Source organism: Erysipelothrix sp. strain 2 (EsS2-6-Brazil) (genome assembly GCF_016617625.1).
GTDB classification, from domain to species: Bacteria; Bacillota_I; Bacilli_A; order Erysipelotrichales; family Erysipelotrichaceae; genus Erysipelothrix; species Erysipelothrix piscisicarius.
This window is the reverse complement of the sequence record NZ_SBAR01000001.1, coordinates 177,866-194,186: the sequence shown is the minus strand read 5'-3', so window position 1 is coordinate 194,186 and position 16,321 is coordinate 177,866. Positions and strand designations below refer to the sequence as shown.

Below are 16,321 nucleotides of genomic sequence, written 5' to 3'. Positions count from 1 at the left end.
CGTTTCGGCGACCATTGGCGTGAGAATGAATCAAGTGCGATTGAGATAGGCTTAGACTTAAATTACTATTGGAGTTTGAACCCAAAACAGTTTCAAAAGCATGTTGATATTTTCAATAAGAAAGAATCAGAACGAATGATGTATGACGATAGACTTAATCATTTATTAGGTCAATACATTGTTCTTGCAATTCATGATCCAGGAAGTTATCCAAAGGATTCATTTTTATCTCAAGCAAACACGAATTCAGATAGAATGAGTGACTTTGAGATGGAAAAAATGGCGCGCCGAAACACAATTATGTTAGGAGGTGACATTGTACAATGACCATTGAAGAATTACAGATTTTAATTACTGCAAATACAAATGAATTACGTAAAGAGATTTCTCGTACGAATAACACTTTACAAGGTTTAGAACGCAAATCCGCGAAAACGTCGCGAGGTGTCGTGAGTGGTTTTCGATTCATGAAAACTGCTATCTTAGCACTTGGAATTGGTAAACTTATTCAAAGTATCACTAATGGACTCGATGGTGCCATAGCGCGTGTTGATACAATGAATAACTTCCCACGAACGATGAGTAATCTTGGTATCAGTGCAAGTGATTCAAAAATGGCAATTGACCGATTAAGTAACAAGCTTAAAGGTTTGCCAACAACACTTAATGATGCAGCACTTTCTGTTCAACGATTTACAAGTGCGAACGGAAACATTAAAGCATCAACTGAAATGTTTTTAGCAATGAATAATGCTATTCTAGCGGGTGGAGCGCCTATTGAGCTACAAAAAACCGCCTTAGAACAATTATCGCAAGCCTATACAAAAGGGAAACCTGATATGCAAGAATGGCGTGCAGCGATGACTGCGATGCCTGCTCAATTAAAACAAGTTGCGATGGCCATGGGTTATGCCAGTGCTGATCAACTTGGAGAAAGTCTTCGTAACGGTAGTGTTTCGATGAATGAGTTTATGCTTGCAATGATTCAATTAAACAAGCAAGGAATTAATGGTTTTCAAAGCTTTGAGGCACAAGCTCGAAATTCTACTGGAGGAATTGCAACCTCTATTGCAAATTTGAAAACTGCAATTACTCGTGGAATTGCAGATGTTATCAATACAATTGGCCAGGCAAATATTGCTGGCTTTTTTAATGCAATTACAAATGCAATCAATGCAACGATTCCGTATATCTTAGCATTTATTAAAGTAGTACAAATGGCGGTTGTGTGGGTTGCTAAACTGTTTGGAAAGACAATTAAACAATCAAAGACACTTGGAAGCAATGTACAAAGTGCAACAAGCTCTATGGGTGGTTTAAGTAACCAAGCAGGAAATGCTACAGGAGGTATCAATAAAGCTACTAAAGCTGCCAAGAAACTTAATAAAGAAATGAGTTCACTTGCGGATTTTGATGGTGATCTTCACGTAATGAAACAAGACGTTGGAGATTCGGGTGATTCAGGCGGTTATGGTGGTGGCGCAAGTGTGCCAAATATTGGTGGAGGAGCGGTTGACTTATCAGGACTTGAATTCGATTGGAATGAGCAAGCGGATAGTATTGATAAAGTAAATGAGAAAGTGGAACAACTTCTTGGGTTTGTGAAAGGGATAGGAGCTTTTGTAGAGAAGCATAAAGTTCCAATTGTTTCTACGCTTGCCGCAGTAAGTGCAGGATTAGGTACACTAGGATTAATTGCACTATATGGTAAATTTCAAAAAGTTGCCGAAGTAGCTTCTAAAGTCGTTGGACTATTTAAACTTTGGACAGGAGAAATGGGCTTGGTCAAAGGGACATTAGACTTGCTGGTAACAGCAATAGGACCGGCAACACTTATTATTGCAGGAATTGTTGCGGTTGTTGCTGCAGTCGCCGGGGCTTTAACTCAACTTTGGATGACGAATGAAGAGTTTAGAAACAAAGTTACAGCGGCGTGGGAAGGGCTTAAAGAAACATTATCCTTATTCTACGACACAGTAATTGGACCTGTTTTTACCTCGTTTAAAGAGGCTCTAATGATGATTTGGACGGATGGTGTTCAACCATTATGGGATGGCTGGGTTGAGTTTGTTCGTTCCATCTCAAGTGCACTCTTAGATTTTTGGAATGATGTCCTGAAAGATTACGTAGATTGGTTTATTAAAACCTTTGGACCAGTTCTTTCTAACGTTTTAGACATCGTTATGAAAGCATTCTCGTTTGCAATGTCTACAATTGGTCGTCTTGTTGGAACAGTCTTTAAAAACATTGGAGCACGTGTAGAAGGGCTTGTTGGAGTATTTATAGGATTAATTACCTTTATTCGAGGTGTATTTACTGGTGATTGGAAAATGGCGTGGAATGGCGTTGTTAAAATCTTTGATTCTATAACAACAGCTATCGGTAAGATTTGGGGTAATACTTGGGATTTTATCCTCAAGGTCTTTAACACGGGTGGTAAGGTTTTTGACGGAATTAAAGCAGGTATCGTGAATGCGTTCTCTGCGATCGTTAATGCGCTGATTGGTGGAATTAACAAAATAATTGCATTACCATTCAACTCGATAAATGGCATCCTCAATGGTATCAAGAATATATCGATATTGGGTGCTAAACCATTTAGTGGTTTTTGGGATTACAATCCATTGCCAGTACCACAAATTCCAAAACTTCCAGCATATGAAAAAGGTACAAACTATGTACCGGAGACTGGGTATGCGTTACTCCATAAAGGTGAGTCTGTTGTACCTGCAAAACAAGGAGCTCCCTATCGTGAGAATGTGCAAGAACGCCTTGAAATCATTCAAATCCTTATGGAAATGAATATTCATTTGCGTCGTATCTATGAAAAAAATACAGATATCTATATGGATTCAGTCAAACTGAATCAACAGCTTAAAAAAGCAGAGCTAAAGCAATTAAAAGCATTAGGAGTCGGATAGGAGGTGTATCATGGCTAGTAAAAATGATTTGAGGATTGTTGTAGAAGGATACACTTTTCCTTCTCCATTGAGAGATACGTTCTCTGTTAAAAAAATTAAATACAATGCGTTTGCTGAGCGAACTGCAAAGACGATGCGCATTGATCAATTAGGCGATGTATGGGGCGTAGAGTTTACGCTCCCATCACTTCCAGAAACTGAATATAAGAAGATTGCAGATGCACTTTCACCCTTTGTTGTAGAAATGGAATTTTATAATGTGTTCGAGGGAAAGCGTATGAAGACTACGTTTTATCATTCAGACTTAGAAGTTGTGAGAATCAGTCAAGATTTACACAGACCACTAAACATTAAGTTCACGGGAACTGAGGTGATTTGATGTGGCAAACATCGGAGGCCTATAAAAAACTTGCAAATGCGCAAACACGTACACCGATTCCAATTGTACAAATCAATGGTATTGAAATTGACATCATTAGTTTAGAATTCAAGGAACCAAGAGAAACTTTTATTGGTGGTTTCGCTGCAAAATACATTGTCCTACAAATTGATAGGGATGCATATGCAGGTGAATTGATAGGTGCGGAAATTGAACCATTCATTCAATTTAAAGGAGACGAAACTAAAGTTCCTATTGGTAAGTTTTATGCAGATAAAGAAGACGTTGAATTTGATGAGGTAAAGAAAAAATATACAATAACAGCTTATGATAAAGCTATTTGCTTCGATAAGCGATATGAACACCTAGAATGGCCAATGACAGGAGAAGTGTTTTTAACCGCAGTATGTAGAGCTGTCGGTGTTAATTTGAATATTGAATGTACATCTAAAATATCGTATTATCTTAAGCCGATTCAGGGTATCAATGTAAACGAAAAAGAAATTATTTCTTATCGACAACTCATCAATGAATTTGCGCGCTTCAATTTTTGCTCAGCACATATTAATCGACGTGGTGAATTAGAGTTTAGAAGTGTCTTTATTAATAATTCAATTAGTGAAGTAATAACTGGCTATGACTATAATGACTTAAAAATAGACAAGGCCGTTAAACCTTTCAACTCATTAGTATATGAACAAAAAGATATCAATGATCCATTTTTTAAAAAAGATGAAGTAAGTATTACAACGCATGGATTAACAGAATTGAAAATTACAGATAATGTATTTATTGATTTCATGGATAAAGCAACGCAACAAAATTATGTTGATGAAATGTTCTCCAAAATATCAGGATTTATTTATCATAAGTTTGAAAGTAATTTAATCATGAGACCTGATTATGATTCATGTGATGTTCTTGGGTATGAAGACTTAGATGGTTACTTATATCGAGTTGTTTTAACTGATATTTCATGGTCATGGATTGGTGGTGGAATGAAAGGAACGTTGAAGTGTCCACAATTGCCTGAAACTGTGACGAAGTATGAATTGGCAGGGGAGCGCCAAGACTTGTTGAATATGAGCATCGATGTAGATAGAGTGAATAAAAAAATTACTTCACTTGCTCGAGAAACAGGGAAGATACAAGATCAGAATGATTATTTATCTGACCTCGTTGAAGACAATCAAACTAAAATCACACAGACTGCTGAAAGGATAGAGAGTGAAATTAGTTCGCGCATTGAAATGGGTGACAAAATTTTAGAAGAAACTCGAAGTGTATTTCAACAGCTGGAAAATCAGTACAACTTTGAAATAGTAAAAATCATCGATGGTTTAGATGAAATGAAGTCCTGGTTTCGTATCGATGAAAATGGCGCCATCATTGGAAAAAGTGGAAACCCTGTTAGCGTTCATATTGGCCATAATGTCATTGAGTTTATTGAAAATGGTGTAGCGGTTGCGGTTATGGATAATCAAAAATTACGGATTACTAGCGTTATTGCCTTAATGGATATTATTGTTGGAAATCATATTATTATGAAATACCCTCAATCAAAAACCATTACGATTATTAAACCGGTAGAAGGAGAGATGCAGTAATGGCATGGGTGAGAAAAGAAAATCGCGAAATACCAAATTCAGGTGGTGTTTATCTTGAGGTTTGGTATGAAGTAGGGAATCAAAGTATTGAATCGAACTTCACACCGATGCGTTGGGAAATTGGCTTGCGTTCAACTGGTTCGCGATGGAATGCAGACGCAAACTCAAGTCTTAACCAAACGATTTATGGTGAGTCGTATTCAAGTTCCTTTGCCTATGATTTTAGAAGTACAGATTACATCGTATTAGATTCCTGGAGTTGGCGTAATGTTGGTCACAATGACAATGGAACCAAGACGGTCTATTATGATATTTCAGTTTCATTAGTCAATCCATTAGGGAATGGATCAGTAAGAGCTCAAGGTAGTGTTGTTTTAAAAACAATTCCACGAAAATCGAGTTTATCATCCTATCCAAGTGTATACTCCATTGGAGATGTCCTGTCGCTTCGTATTGAAGCAAAACACAGTTCTTTTAGACATAACATTTATGTAATGTATGAAAATAGTGATAGTAGTACCGATTATTGGCTGCAGCAAAAAAATATTGGCGCAGGACTGGTGACGTTTAATGTTACAGAAAGTCAAAAAAATAGTTTACTCAATCGAATGCCAACCGTCTCAAGTCGAAAGATGTATCTATGGCTTACAACCCTTAACGCAAGTGGCAATCGTATTGGCTATAACGTCTATACGATTACCGTCAATATTAAAGAAGCGGATAATAAAATTACGGTATCAGGATTTCAACTCAGTGAAGCAAACGCCTTAGTGAAAAATGGATTCCTGCAACACAATTCGCAAATACGTTATGCTTATAAACCGAATGCGCCGATAGGAACGAGCGTTAAATCAACTTCGATTCAAATCGAAGGGAAAAACTATTCAAATACCAGTGGTGTTACCGGTGTTCTGTTGAAATCAGGATTAAAGCAGAAAGCAATCATAACGGTTGAAACCAAGCGAAACCGTAAGGCAAGTTTTGAGTATCTGTATGATGTAAAACCCTATACCTATCCAAGTGTTCAGAATTTATCGCAAACCCGTACTGATTCGGTTGGGAATCCTGCAACACTGGGAACTTACATTCATATTAAAGGTGCATTGAAGTTTACTCAACTTGGTTACAATAAACTGCGTGTTCGCATTCTTAAAAATAGTGTTTCGCAAGCTGAAAACACGTATACCCAAAATGGATCACTTGACCGATTGTTGAGTGGTTTTTTAGTGCACGAACAATACGCATTAACCGTTGAACTATTTGATGGCTTAAAAACAGTAACCTATCCGCTGTTTATTCCAACATCAAATGTCACGATGAGTTGGAATGAAACAAGTGTTGGAATTGGGATGGTTGTGAATGAATCCGACAAAGACTTGTTGCGTGTTAAGGGAAATATTTATCAAAAAGAAAAAATTCAAGTTCTCGATACAGAAACAGGTCGAAGACGATATCCAATCGGTGTCGGTGTGATAAACTTCAACGACTACTATAACGATGGAGACTATCTCATCAGTTCGAATGCCAATGCATCTAAGTCATACAACGCACCGTGTTCTTATGCAGGAATTTTTAGAGTTCGCACATTAAGAGCAGGACAGTATCCAAATAAAAATGTACCCTGGATGTATGTGATGCAAAGCTATCTTGATTTAAATGGCGTTGAATATCAACGTTCTATGATGACGGATGGCAATGGTGTTTGGAACTACGGCAGATGGCGCACGGTATTATCAGTTGAGGAAGAAAAACTTAGTGGAGAAGGTGGCTATATTAAACATCAAAGCGGTCGTTTAGAAGTATGGGGCCGGGTAAGAATCGATATCCAAGCAAAAAGTCGAGGATCAGCAGTTGTACGTTTTCCAATCTCATTTACCGATACAAAGTATACGGTAATCACTTCAGTAAATACGACTGCACCGGATGTTCAAGAACACGTTTCATTTGAACCAGATAGTTCGTCACAAATGACCCTATATACTTATCGCACGACATCAAACTGGATTTGGGCCCATTACCACGTAATTGGCCGTTGGAAATAGGAGGGAGTTATAATGTTGAACCTAATTAATCAAAAAATTAAAGCGCTTGAAGTGGAACGCAGTCAATATGATTATTCGCAAGATGAAATTATTGTGGAGCGAAAAGAACGCGAACACCAACAAGCTTTAAACAAAATGCTGGAAAAGAAAGCACCTTATGATCGTATTACCGAAGAAATTAAACGTCTGGATTCGATTAAGGCGTATCTTGAGCAACTTTCAAATGATAAAGGAGTGAAACCACATGAGTGAATTTCTAAATGAATTACTAAATCTTTTGCGTCCAACAATCATGACGGGTGTAACCATCATCCTGGGATTTCTTGGCATGAAAATTAAAAACTACTATAATGTAAAAATATCATTTGAGCAACAAAAACAAATTGCGAATATTGCGAAAGCAGCCGTTATGTTTGTGGAACAAGTAGCGGGAGAACATTTGTTGTCGGATGATAAATTAAGCATGGCAAAACATCGTGCAAAAGTGACCCTCAATCAAGTTGGTATTGATATTACCGATGAGGAATTGACGATGTGGATTGAAGCCTTTGTGGGAGGTTTAAATCATAAAGACGCCTTGCAAATTAATGAAGGAGGTCATCATGATATCATTTAAAATACGAACCACAGGGAGCGATTTACATCGTCTTCCCGAATACAATTCCTACGCGAATGGCACCATGAACCCTTACCATGACGAATTTGCACCGTTAAGTGTGCAAGGAACCATGAGTGGTTTAAAGAACAAATATGCGCTTGGGAATTGTACCTGGTATGCTTTTGGACGTATGCTTGAAGTTTTTAAAATTCGTCCAGACTATCCATGTTGCCGATGGGATGCAAAGCGATGGGGTGACGGTGATGGTGCAGTTCTCAGTGATAAGCCTGAAGTAGGGGGTATTGTTGTCTTTGGGGTACCCGGTGACCCAGACGACTATGGCCATGTTGCTTTTATTGAAAAAATAGAAAATGGACGTGCATACTTATCGGAGTCCGCTTACAGTGAACGAACCAATGGATTCTTATTCAAATATGGACGTAGTATCCAGGATGTGGAACATCAATGGGGAATGAAAGTCATTCGTTATCTAGCACCGCTTGAACCCGCAACATCTTATGAAGCACCAGTGCCAAGCAAGAGTGTTAAAGGAAAATATATTAACCTATTACCGCTTAAAGATTATCCATGTTATGGGACTTATGACATGGGTGTGGTGCCAATTGCACAGAATATTAGCCATTATATTGAAGTGATGGAACTTGAACCCAATACAGGGATTTCTTATGAGATTGTAGACTGGATAAATCCACAGGTAGCATGTATCGAAACGCGTGATTTTGGGAAACAACAAATCTTTGTGGATTCAACACGCGCAACGGTCACGGATAAACCTGTAGGACGTGTCTATGGAAAGAAATCAAACAAAGTCACAGATTACACAGGGCAAACCCTTGTCATTCATGACTACGCAGGATACGTACCGCTTTATAACGAAGACTTTACATATCAATATCCTGATGGATTAAGTCCTCGTAATCGTGAGTTCAAAATCTTACGTCAAATCGCGGATGGTCATTATATCGTCAACATTCCTTATGCTGATCCGCAAATTGTAGGGATTAAGTGGCAATCAGGAATTGGGTTTAAAGGATAGATTATGAGCAATACAGAATTTATTGGATTACTCTTTCTAGTAGGAATCCCAACAATCGTATCAATCTTTAAGCTCTCCATATCGATTGCGAAGTTCACGGTATCGGTTGACAACCTACTTGAATGGCAAAAGTCCAAAGATGATAAAGATGTTGAGCAGGACCGTAGACTGAATGAACATGAGGGACGTTTAGAAAAGATTGAACGTACGAACTTTATTAAAGATAGAATATAGACAAAGGCCACCCATCGGATTTAAAGGGTGGCTTTTGTTTGTTAGAACCTGTATAATTTTGTTATAAAGATTACATATAAATGGTGGGTGATGTTATGATTAGATTATACCATTATACTTTTAAAGATAATGTAGAAAGCATCTTGGAAAATGGTTTATTAGAATCGATTCATAAGGAAAAAAACTGGCAATGGCTTGGAAACGGGATATATTTTTTTGATGAGGCTGTAAATGTTGATTTTGTTAAAAATATGTTGAAAAGTAAAGGTAATATTGGAGACTTAGTTAGAATCGAAAAAACATTAGTACATGCGGATATAGAAGAACATATGTTCGATTTGCGAGACAAAGATGACCAGAGTTACATTATTGAATATTTTGAGTATGGAATTAAAAACCAATTTTTCGGGTTAAGTGAGACTGATCTCATATTAATGAATGTTATATTTGAACATTTAGATAAGGCTAGACCGTTTAACAATAAGTATTTCGGCATATCGCTAGGTAATTTTATGAATAAATTCGTAAAAGATTGTACATTAGAAATTTGGTGCATCGTATGTGCTTTCGCAACAAAAAAATCAATTGATACCCATGTCCAGTACTGCTGTAAGCCTGATAAGGACGGCATTTTCATGATTAATCCAATAGAAACAGAAGAGATTAAATATTTGAATAGCAGTGGATGATATGCTAAGATAATGTAAATGTAATTGTAAAAAGGAGAATCAATATGAAAAGAAAATTTAATCCAGCAGACTTTAATTATGAATCAACTTCAGCTGATGATTTTGTAAATTCTTGGAATAACTTGAAGAAAAGTCAAGAGTTAAAAGATTTTCTCCTGGAAATAGATATGAAGGAATTATATGATTCAATTAAAAATGAAACGACAAGAAGTGGATATAGTGATGCCAAAAAAATTAATAGAATTAGTTTTTCCATCGATTCACAAGAATTTTTGAAAAATTCAGATTTTGACGTTATCGACAAATACTCCATAAAAATAGATAAATCTCAAAAAATAAAAATTGATAAGAGTTTTTTAGAGGATTTTACTTTCAATAGATTTATACTGGATAATGATATACAGGTCGGAAGTAAATATGAAGGTATCAAGGATATATATAAATCTAGAATTGCCAATGTTCTTAATCCTTTTAAATCAGTAGAAAATGAAATAGTTAATAAGCAAGTTATGGACAATAAGACCTATAACCCAGACTTAAATAGTGGTTATTTATCTGCACAATGTTAGGAGAAAAAACATGAAAGAGAGTCAATTTCAATTTAAAAATCCTGTTGTTCTAGAATTAGTTTTTACATATAATGAATCATTTAATCATGAAGAAGATTTTTTTCTGGAAAATGAATTTACCCAAAGCATTTCAAGACATGAAACCGAGCCAAAGGCATATGTTGAACTTGAGTTAGAAGTTAAATCTGAGTCTAATACACCATTTTATCTAAAAATAAAGCAAGCATCTGAGTTTGTATGGGAGTCTGATATATTTTCGAAAGATGAGATCGACCAATTATTATCAATTAATGCACCAACGATTCTTTTATCTTATATGAGACCAATCGTGTCCACAATCACTGCTTCATCGCCGCTTCCAGCTTTTAATCTACCATTTATTGATTTTACTTCAAACGAGTAAGTAATTGTTTAATTCAAATTTCAACCGCACCACCTAAGGTGCGGTTTTTTTTAAAATTAGGGATTATTGTTACCACCTGATTTAAATAGATAATCATTTATTTGTTATAACTATATTTTTATATTTCCTCAAAACATGATGAAACTTGTTTTTCATTCAAACTCATTTGATTTTAAGGGTGCAAAAAGCACTTTGTATGGCAGATGTATGGCAGGAACATTTGTGTGAAAATAAAAAAAGCCACTTAGAAGTGGCTGTAATTGTATTGTTGGCAGGGGTAGCAGGACTCGAACCCACATTAACGGTTTTGGAGACCGTTGCTCTACCATTGAACTATACCCCTAAAAAGGCTTTGCAAGACGTTATTTAACTGACTGCCAACAAATAATACCATAGTCGTATATCAATATCAATAGGTATTTGATATAATATTTCTTGAGGTGTTAAATTATGAAAACTATAATGGATGAAAGTGCAATTAATCGATCGCTCATTCGAATGACGCACGAAATTATTGAGAAAAATAAGGGGCTCGATAAAGTTGTACTGTTGGGAATCGAAACACGTGGTGCCACGCTTGCGTTTCGCATGGCAAAACTTATGTATCAGTTTGAAAATATTAAAGTACCTGTGGCATCACTTGATATCAGTTACTGGCGTGATGATGTGAAAGCATCAGACCAAGCATTCCGCTTACCGATTAGTGTCCAAGATCGTGTTGTGGTTATTGTTGATGATGTGCTCTTTAAAGGTCGTACGGTTCGTGCAGCGTTGGATGGTATTATCTATAACGGTAGACCCGAACGCGTACAACTAGCTGTTTTGGTTGACCGGGGTCATCGTGAGTTGCCAATTCGTGCCGATATTGTTGGTAAGAACATTCCAACATCGCTCAATGAAACCGTAAAAGTAAAACTTCGTGAAGATGATTCAGAAGAATGTGTGGTCCTTTATTAATGAACACCCCATTTTCGGGGTGTCTTTTTTTGATATTTTTCCTAAATTAGATTATTATTAATACAGTGAAATTAAATGCCAAAGGAGGCATTCTCGATGAGAATTGGTTTATTTACAGATACTTATACACCGGACATAAATGGTGTAGTAACATCAATTGTTACTTTAAAAAATGCGTTAGAAGCGCAAGGACATAATGTTTTTGTGATAACAAACCAACCGTCAATTTTAAGCACGACTTATGAAGATGGCGTATTACGACTGCCGGGTTTAGAATTGAAATTTTTATATGGTTATGTCATGAGCAGTCCGTTACATATTCAAGCAATGAGTGTTATAGAAGAAATGGATTTGGATGTGCTTCATGTTCATTCAGAGTTTGGTGTGGGGATGTTTGCACGTCTTGTTGCGAAGAACCTTCACTTACCGCTTGTCTCAACCTATCATACGACTTATGAAGATTATACCCATTATGTAAATCTATTAGGGCTTAAGTCCGTTGATCAGCTTTCAAGAAAGGCGATCGCGAAGATGAGCCGTATGTTTACCAAGCAAGCTCAAGTGATTATTTCGCCATCTGAGAAAACTAAGAAAATGTTGCTTGGTTATGATATTCGTAAAGAGATTGCCGTAATTCCTACGGGTTTGGATCTGACGCGGTTTGCGACTCGGAATGAAACACGGATTCGAGAAATTCGTGAATCCTATAATTTAGGAACACAACCAACATTTGTATATATCGGTCGTCTGGCCAAAGAAAAAAGCATAGATGTTGTTATTGATGCGTTTGCTGAACTTTTAAAAAGGGATGTCGAAGCGAAACTCTTAATTGTTGGTGGTGGGCCTTCGGATAAAGATCTTTTACATCAAACACAGAAACTTGGCATCCAAGATGCAGTCATTTTTGTTGGACCCGTGGATTCCACAGATGTTGTGAATTTTTATCATGTATCGGATGCGTTTATTTCGGCGTCATTAACAGAAACACAAGGATTAACGTATATTGAAGCGTTAGCATGTGGTTTATGTGTCTTTGCACGCCCTGATAAACCACTTGAGGGGATTATTGTTGATGATGAGACGGGATATTTATTTGAGTCATCTGAAGAGTTCGCAGACAAAGCGCAGCATCTTCTACAATCAGATAAAGACCTTCTAGATCAATTTAAAACGAATGCACTTGAAAAAGCATCAACCTTTGATAGTTCGAAGTTTGCAGACAGTGTACTGACCGTATACCAACGTGCCATTGATACATACTTTGGACGTTATGTTGTTACAGCAATCGAACAAGTGGGAGATGAAGTATTTATTGATTTTGAATCAAAAGATAGTGATGAGCGCATGGTGATTGATCACTATGTGTTTGAACGGAGAGGAATCGAGGTGGGTCGCGAGTTGTCACGAAATGAGCTAAATGAGATTGAGGATGATCAAGCCGTTTATGAAGCGTACCAGTTAGCGTTATCGCGAATTGGAGTCAAAGATTATACCTCGTTTGAAATGTCGGAATATTTGCATAAAAAACTTGAACTGACTCAAGAGCAAGTTGATATTGTTATTGAATTGCTAAAGCGTCGCCGTTTTATTGATGATGATCGTTACTTTAGAGATAAAGTAGACTATCATCGTGAACAAATGCGAGGAAATCAGCGTATCGTCGAAGACTTGCGTAAACGTGGGTTTGAAGCAGATCGCATCTTGGCTGCTTTAGAAGATGAAGACTACGATGACTATACAGAGCGTGGTGTACGCCGGGCTGAGACTTTTATGAAGACTTTAAGGGATGGCTCGAGCCGTCAACGTGAGTCAAAATTGCGTCAACATCTCCAACGTCAAGGTTATGGATTTGAAGTGATTAACGATATTGTGGGTCGTTTGATTAAAGATGAATTTGATGAGACCGATGAATTTGAAAGTCTTAAAAAAGTTATGGAAAAAAGCACTGCACGTTATGCTCGTAAATATGACGCCCGTGAAACACGAAATCGTGTTGTACGACATGCATTATCACGTGGTTATGATTACGATATGATTGCACGTGTTCTGGAGGAGTATGAAAATGAAGATTAAAGAATTTGAAGCCGGTCAAAAAAATACAGTGCCGTTGTTGATTTCACGTTATACAAAAGGCGTGACACAAAATGGTGCTCCCTATATGTCGATTACGTTGCAAGATGATACCGGAGAAATTGAAGGAAAGATCTGGGATGTCAAACCAGAACAAGAATTATTGATTCAAGTAGGTTTAATTGGAGTAGTGCATTGCGATGTCCTTCAGTATCGTCAAAGCTTACAATTGCGAATTCACAGCATTGAAATTAAAGAACAGTCTGAATATGTATTGAGTGATTTTGTGAACGCATCCAAATATGATATTGAATTTTTAAAAGAAAAAATAAATGGATTTAAAGATCAAATTGAGGATCCAATCATAAAAGAATTGGTTGAAGCATCGCTTGAGGATTGTGGGGAGCAATTTTACCAATATCCCGCTGCAACGCGTAACCATCACGATTTTGTTGGAGGCCTTGCAACGCATGTGTTTGGGATGTGTCAACTTGCCAACAGCATTTGTGACCTGTATCCAATTTATAATCGCGATTTATTACTTGCAGGTGTAATTCTGCATGATATGGGTAAGATTGAGGAATATACAGCAGCGATGTTGAGTGAATACAGTGCTAAAGGAAAATTATTGGGTCATATTTCTATTGAACACTCAAACTTTGTAGAAGTAGCAACCCGTCTTGGCTATCACGATACAGAGCAAGTGTTGTTATTGCGTCATATGATTTTATCGCATCACGGGAAATTAGAATACGGTTCACCCGTATTACCGATGATTAAAGAAGCGGAGATGTTAACCTTTATTGATAACATTGATGCACGTACCAATATGTTTGAAAAGTTCTACGATGACCTTGAGGAAGGCGAATTTAGTACGCGTATGTTTGCACTTGATAATCGAAATTTCTATAAAGCAAAGGGTGTCAAGTAAAAACACTTGACACCACTTCCTGTTATGATATACTTAACAAGGAAATTAACAAATACGTTTAAATTAATAGGAGGCTATACACATGGCAGTTAAATTACGTTTAAGAAGAATGGGTTCAAAACAAAAACCTTCATACCGAATTGTTGCAGCAGATTCACGCGCACCTCGTGATGGACGTTTCATCGAAATCGTTGGATACTATGATCCAACAACTTCACCAGCTGAAGTTAAAGTTGATGCAGAAAAAGCATTAAAATGGTTATCAGTTGGAGCTCAACCATCAGACACAGTTCGTAGCATTCTTTCAAAAGAAGGAATCATGACTCGTTACCACGAATCAAAATTAGCGAAATAATCATGAAACCGGTTGAAGATATTCTTTATGATTTAGTTCTTCCACTTGTGGAGGAAGAGAAGAGTTTGAGTGTCAAAAGGTTACCGAGCTTAGATGAAAATGAAATTATTCTTGCAATCTATGCGGATAGCGCAGATATTGCTCGTTTAATTGGACGACAAGGGACGATGGCACATGCAATTCGTCAAACAATGGCAATTGGTTCTCGTGTCCTTGATCAACGTATTTCAATTAAATTTGAATCATATTAAGGATGTAGCAATACATCCTTTTTTTGGAGGTTATATGGAACATATTATTATTGGTATTATTCAAAAGCCCTTTGGTATTAAGGGCGAATTAAAAGTTGCACCTAAGACTGACTTTGTGGAGGAGCGTTTTGCTCCTGGTCAACGCGTTCATTTCAAACTGGGTGGGAAATCAACGGATTACGTTATTGAGTCGTTCCGCCGTCATCACGGATCCATTCTGATAAAGTTTGAGGGACTGAATTCGCTTAATGATGTTGAGTTTTTCCATAAAGGTGAGATATCGATCGACCGAGAATCTCAACATGAACTCCCAGAGGATCAATATTATTTCATCGATTTAGAGGACTGCACCGTGTTTTCTGATGATGTTAAGTTAGGGATAGTAACTGAAGTAATGGAAACACCTGCACATCCTGTATTGCGTATTCAGGCTGAAGATCGTGATATTTTAGTTCCTTTTGTGGAACGATTTATTAAAAAAGTTGATACGCAAGCGAAGCGTATTGATATTAACTGGATGGAGGGACTTTAATGCGTGTAAGTATTTTGACCCTTTTTCCGTCAATGTTTACCGGGTTTGTTGAGTCTTCCATTATCAGTAAAGCCATCGAACGTGATTTAATTCAAATCGATGTTGTGGATATGCGAAATTTTACCGAAGATAAACACAATCGTGTTGATGATTATCCATATGGTGGTGGCGCAGGATTGGTGTTAATGTGTCAGCCGGTAATTGATGCAATTGAAGCAACCCGTACCAAGGATTCTTTAGTGATTATGTTAACGCCTCAAGGGAAGACTTTAAAGCAATCCTTGGCGTATGACTTAAGTAAGGAGCAACACATAATCTTGGTTTGTGGCCATTATGAAGGGTTTGATGAACGCATTCGCTCATATGTTGATATGGAAATGTCTATTGGAGATTATGTGCTTACGGGCGGAGAAACTGCAGCGATGGTTATTGCTGACTCTGTGATTCGTCTTGTTGATGGTGTAATTACCAAGGAATCCCATGAAGATGATTCTTTTAGTGATGGACTCTTGGAATATCCACATTATACGCGACCTCGTTCTTACAAAGGGCATGATGTTCCTGAAGTGCTAATGAGCGGACATCATGCGAATATCGAAACGTATCGTTTAAAAGAATCATTGCGTAAGACATACCGTGTTCGTCCAGATCTTTTGGAAAGTAGAAATCTTACCCCGACAGAGGCGAAATTGCTTCAAGAAGTTGTTGCGGAAGAAAAATAAAAAA

Annotated in this window: 19 protein-coding genes and 1 tRNA gene; 19 read left to right on the top strand and 1 reads right to left on the bottom strand. The window is 37.3% G+C overall.

Annotated elements, in window-relative coordinates:
* The first annotated feature begins 75 nt into the window (after window positions 1-75).
* The 12 genes from EPJ89_RS00850 to EPJ89_RS00795 all read left to right on the top strand — a co-directional run bounded on the left by EPJ89_RS00850 (window position 76) and on the right by EPJ89_RS00795 (window position 10,499).
* Window positions 76-327 (top strand): hypothetical protein, encoded by a 252-nt coding sequence (locus tag EPJ89_RS00850; RefSeq protein WP_200542656.1) that lies wholly within the window; start codon window positions 76-78, stop codon window positions 325-327.
* Window positions 324-2,921 (top strand): tape measure protein, encoded by a 2,598-nt coding sequence (locus EPJ89_RS00845; RefSeq protein ID WP_200548784.1) that lies wholly within the window; start codon window positions 324-326, stop codon window positions 2,919-2,921. Before EPJ89_RS00850 ends, EPJ89_RS00845 begins: the two co-directional genes overlap by 4 nt.
* A 10-nt stretch (window positions 2,922-2,931) precedes the next feature.
* Window positions 2,932-3,300: a hypothetical protein gene (locus EPJ89_RS00840; RefSeq protein WP_200548783.1), complete on the top strand. Its 369-nt coding sequence runs from the start codon at window positions 2,932-2,934 to the stop codon at window positions 3,298-3,300.
* A complete protein-coding gene (locus EPJ89_RS00835; RefSeq protein ID WP_200548782.1) occupies window positions 3,300-4,907 on the top strand; it encodes a hypothetical protein in 1,608 nt (535 codons plus the stop codon). Before EPJ89_RS00840 ends, EPJ89_RS00835 begins: the two co-directional genes overlap by 1 nt.
* Window positions 4,907-6,949 (top strand): gp53-like domain-containing protein, encoded by a 2,043-nt coding sequence (locus EPJ89_RS00830; RefSeq protein ID WP_200548781.1) that lies wholly within the window; start codon window positions 4,907-4,909, stop codon window positions 6,947-6,949. The genes EPJ89_RS00835 and EPJ89_RS00830 overlap by 1 nt, the downstream gene beginning before the upstream one ends.
* Window positions 6,950-6,961: 12 nt before the next feature.
* The gene (locus tag EPJ89_RS00825) at window positions 6,962-7,201 is read left to right on the top strand and encodes a hypothetical protein (protein ID WP_115354745.1); all 240 of its coding nucleotides are present in this window, start codon (window positions 6,962-6,964) and stop codon (window positions 7,199-7,201) included.
* A complete protein-coding gene (locus EPJ89_RS00820) occupies window positions 7,194-7,565 on the top strand; it encodes a phage holin family protein (protein WP_013852813.1) in 372 nt (123 codons plus the stop codon). Before EPJ89_RS00825 ends, EPJ89_RS00820 begins: the two co-directional genes overlap by 8 nt.
* On the top strand, window positions 7,552-8,604 hold the full coding sequence (locus tag EPJ89_RS00815; RefSeq protein ID WP_200548780.1) for a CHAP domain-containing protein: 1,053 nt from the start codon (window positions 7,552-7,554) through the stop codon (window positions 8,602-8,604). Before EPJ89_RS00820 ends, EPJ89_RS00815 begins: the two co-directional genes overlap by 14 nt.
* Window positions 8,605-8,607: 3 nt before the next feature.
* Window positions 8,608-8,838: a hypothetical protein gene (locus EPJ89_RS00810; RefSeq protein WP_115354748.1), complete on the top strand. Its 231-nt coding sequence runs from the start codon at window positions 8,608-8,610 to the stop codon at window positions 8,836-8,838.
* Window positions 8,839-8,933: 95 nt separating this feature from the next.
* The gene (locus EPJ89_RS00805; protein WP_200548779.1) at window positions 8,934-9,527 is read left to right on the top strand and encodes a hypothetical protein; all 594 of its coding nucleotides are present in this window, start codon (window positions 8,934-8,936) and stop codon (window positions 9,525-9,527) included.
* Window positions 9,528-9,571: 44 nt separating this feature from the next.
* Window positions 9,572-10,096 carry a hypothetical protein gene (locus tag EPJ89_RS00800; protein WP_200548778.1) on the top strand — a complete coding sequence of 175 codons (525 nt, stop codon included), beginning with the start codon at window positions 9,572-9,574 and terminating at the stop codon, window positions 10,094-10,096.
* Window positions 10,097-10,106: 10 nt separating this feature from the next.
* Window positions 10,107-10,499 (top strand): protein-export chaperone SecB, encoded by a 393-nt coding sequence (locus EPJ89_RS00795; protein WP_200548777.1) that lies wholly within the window; start codon window positions 10,107-10,109, stop codon window positions 10,497-10,499.
* A gap of 269 nt (window positions 10,500-10,768) precedes the next feature.
* Here EPJ89_RS00795 and EPJ89_RS00790 read toward each other — a convergent pair.
* Window positions 10,769-10,842: transfer RNA gene (locus tag EPJ89_RS00790), tRNA-Trp, on the bottom strand.
* A gap of 107 nt (window positions 10,843-10,949) precedes the next feature.
* Here EPJ89_RS00790 and pyrR point away from each other — a divergent pair.
* The 7 genes from pyrR (at window position 10,950) to trmD (ending at window position 16,317) form a co-directional block, all read left to right on the top strand.
* Entirely contained in the window at window positions 10,950-11,456 is a 507-nt protein-coding gene (pyrR, locus tag EPJ89_RS00785) for a bifunctional pyr operon transcriptional regulator/uracil phosphoribosyltransferase PyrR (RefSeq protein WP_003773247.1), read from the top strand.
* Between the two features lie 96 nt (window positions 11,457-11,552).
* Entirely contained in the window at window positions 11,553-13,529 is a 1,977-nt protein-coding gene (locus EPJ89_RS00780; RefSeq protein ID WP_161636608.1) for a glycosyltransferase, read from the top strand.
* Window positions 13,513-14,457, top strand: coding sequence for a 3'-5' exoribonuclease YhaM family protein (locus EPJ89_RS00775; protein ID WP_237558266.1), 945 nt, complete (start codon window positions 13,513-13,515; stop codon window positions 14,455-14,457). The genes EPJ89_RS00780 and EPJ89_RS00775 overlap by 17 nt, the downstream gene beginning before the upstream one ends.
* Window positions 14,458-14,539: 82 nt before the next feature.
* Complete coding sequence (rpsP, locus tag EPJ89_RS00770) at window positions 14,540-14,812, top strand: 30S ribosomal protein S16 (protein ID WP_161636607.1); 273 nt, start codon at window positions 14,540-14,542, stop codon at window positions 14,810-14,812.
* Window positions 14,813-14,814: 2 nt separating this feature from the next.
* A complete protein-coding gene (locus EPJ89_RS00765) occupies window positions 14,815-15,063 on the top strand; it encodes a KH domain-containing protein (RefSeq protein WP_003773251.1) in 249 nt (82 codons plus the stop codon).
* A gap of 34 nt (window positions 15,064-15,097) precedes the next feature.
* Entirely contained in the window at window positions 15,098-15,595 is a 498-nt protein-coding gene (gene rimM / locus EPJ89_RS00760; RefSeq protein ID WP_125164650.1) for a ribosome maturation factor RimM, read from the top strand.
* Window positions 15,595-16,317, top strand: a complete 723-nt coding sequence (gene trmD / locus EPJ89_RS00755) for a tRNA (guanosine(37)-N1)-methyltransferase TrmD (protein ID WP_161636606.1) — start codon at window positions 15,595-15,597, stop codon at window positions 16,315-16,317. The genes rimM and trmD overlap by 1 nt, the downstream gene beginning before the upstream one ends.
* The last annotated feature ends 4 nt before the right edge of the window (window positions 16,318-16,321 follow it).

Bases quoted from the DNA above. Each gene is read 5' to 3' on its own strand.
- EPJ89_RS00845 (WP_200548784.1), top strand. From the start codon at position 324: ATGACCATTGAAGAATTACAGATTTTAATTACTGCAAATACAAATGAA.
- EPJ89_RS00840 (WP_200548783.1), top strand. From the start codon at position 2,932: ATGGCTAGTAAAAATGATTTGAGGATTGTTGTAGAAGGATACACTTTT.
- EPJ89_RS00835 (WP_200548782.1), top strand. From the start codon at position 3,300: ATGTGGCAAACATCGGAGGCCTATAAAAAACTTGCAAATGCGCAAACA.
- EPJ89_RS00830 (WP_200548781.1), top strand. From the start codon at position 4,907: ATGGCATGGGTGAGAAAAGAAAATCGCGAAATACCAAATTCAGGTGGT.
- EPJ89_RS00825 (WP_115354745.1), top strand. From the start codon at position 6,962: ATGTTGAACCTAATTAATCAAAAAATTAAAGCGCTTGAAGTGGAACGC.
- EPJ89_RS00820 (WP_013852813.1), top strand. From the start codon at position 7,194: ATGAGTGAATTTCTAAATGAATTACTAAATCTTTTGCGTCCAACAATC.
- EPJ89_RS00815 (WP_200548780.1), top strand. From the start codon at position 7,552: ATGATATCATTTAAAATACGAACCACAGGGAGCGATTTACATCGTCTT.
- EPJ89_RS00810 (WP_115354748.1), top strand. From the start codon at position 8,608: ATGAGCAATACAGAATTTATTGGATTACTCTTTCTAGTAGGAATCCCA.
- EPJ89_RS00805 (WP_200548779.1), top strand. From the start codon at position 8,934: ATGATTAGATTATACCATTATACTTTTAAAGATAATGTAGAAAGCATC.
- EPJ89_RS00800 (WP_200548778.1), top strand. From the start codon at position 9,572: ATGAAAAGAAAATTTAATCCAGCAGACTTTAATTATGAATCAACTTCA.
- EPJ89_RS00795 (WP_200548777.1), top strand. From the start codon at position 10,107: ATGAAAGAGAGTCAATTTCAATTTAAAAATCCTGTTGTTCTAGAATTA.
- pyrR (WP_003773247.1), top strand. From the start codon at position 10,950: ATGAAAACTATAATGGATGAAAGTGCAATTAATCGATCGCTCATTCGA.
- EPJ89_RS00780 (WP_161636608.1), top strand. From the start codon at position 11,553: ATGAGAATTGGTTTATTTACAGATACTTATACACCGGACATAAATGGT.
- EPJ89_RS00775 (WP_237558266.1), top strand. From the start codon at position 13,513: ATGAAAATGAAGATTAAAGAATTTGAAGCCGGTCAAAAAAATACAGTG.
- rpsP (WP_161636607.1), top strand. From the start codon at position 14,540: ATGGCAGTTAAATTACGTTTAAGAAGAATGGGTTCAAAACAAAAACCT.
- EPJ89_RS00765 (WP_003773251.1), top strand. From the start codon at position 14,815: ATGAAACCGGTTGAAGATATTCTTTATGATTTAGTTCTTCCACTTGTG.
- rimM (WP_125164650.1), top strand. From the start codon at position 15,098: ATGGAACATATTATTATTGGTATTATTCAAAAGCCCTTTGGTATTAAG.
- trmD (WP_161636606.1), top strand. From the start codon at position 15,595: ATGCGTGTAAGTATTTTGACCCTTTTTCCGTCAATGTTTACCGGGTTT.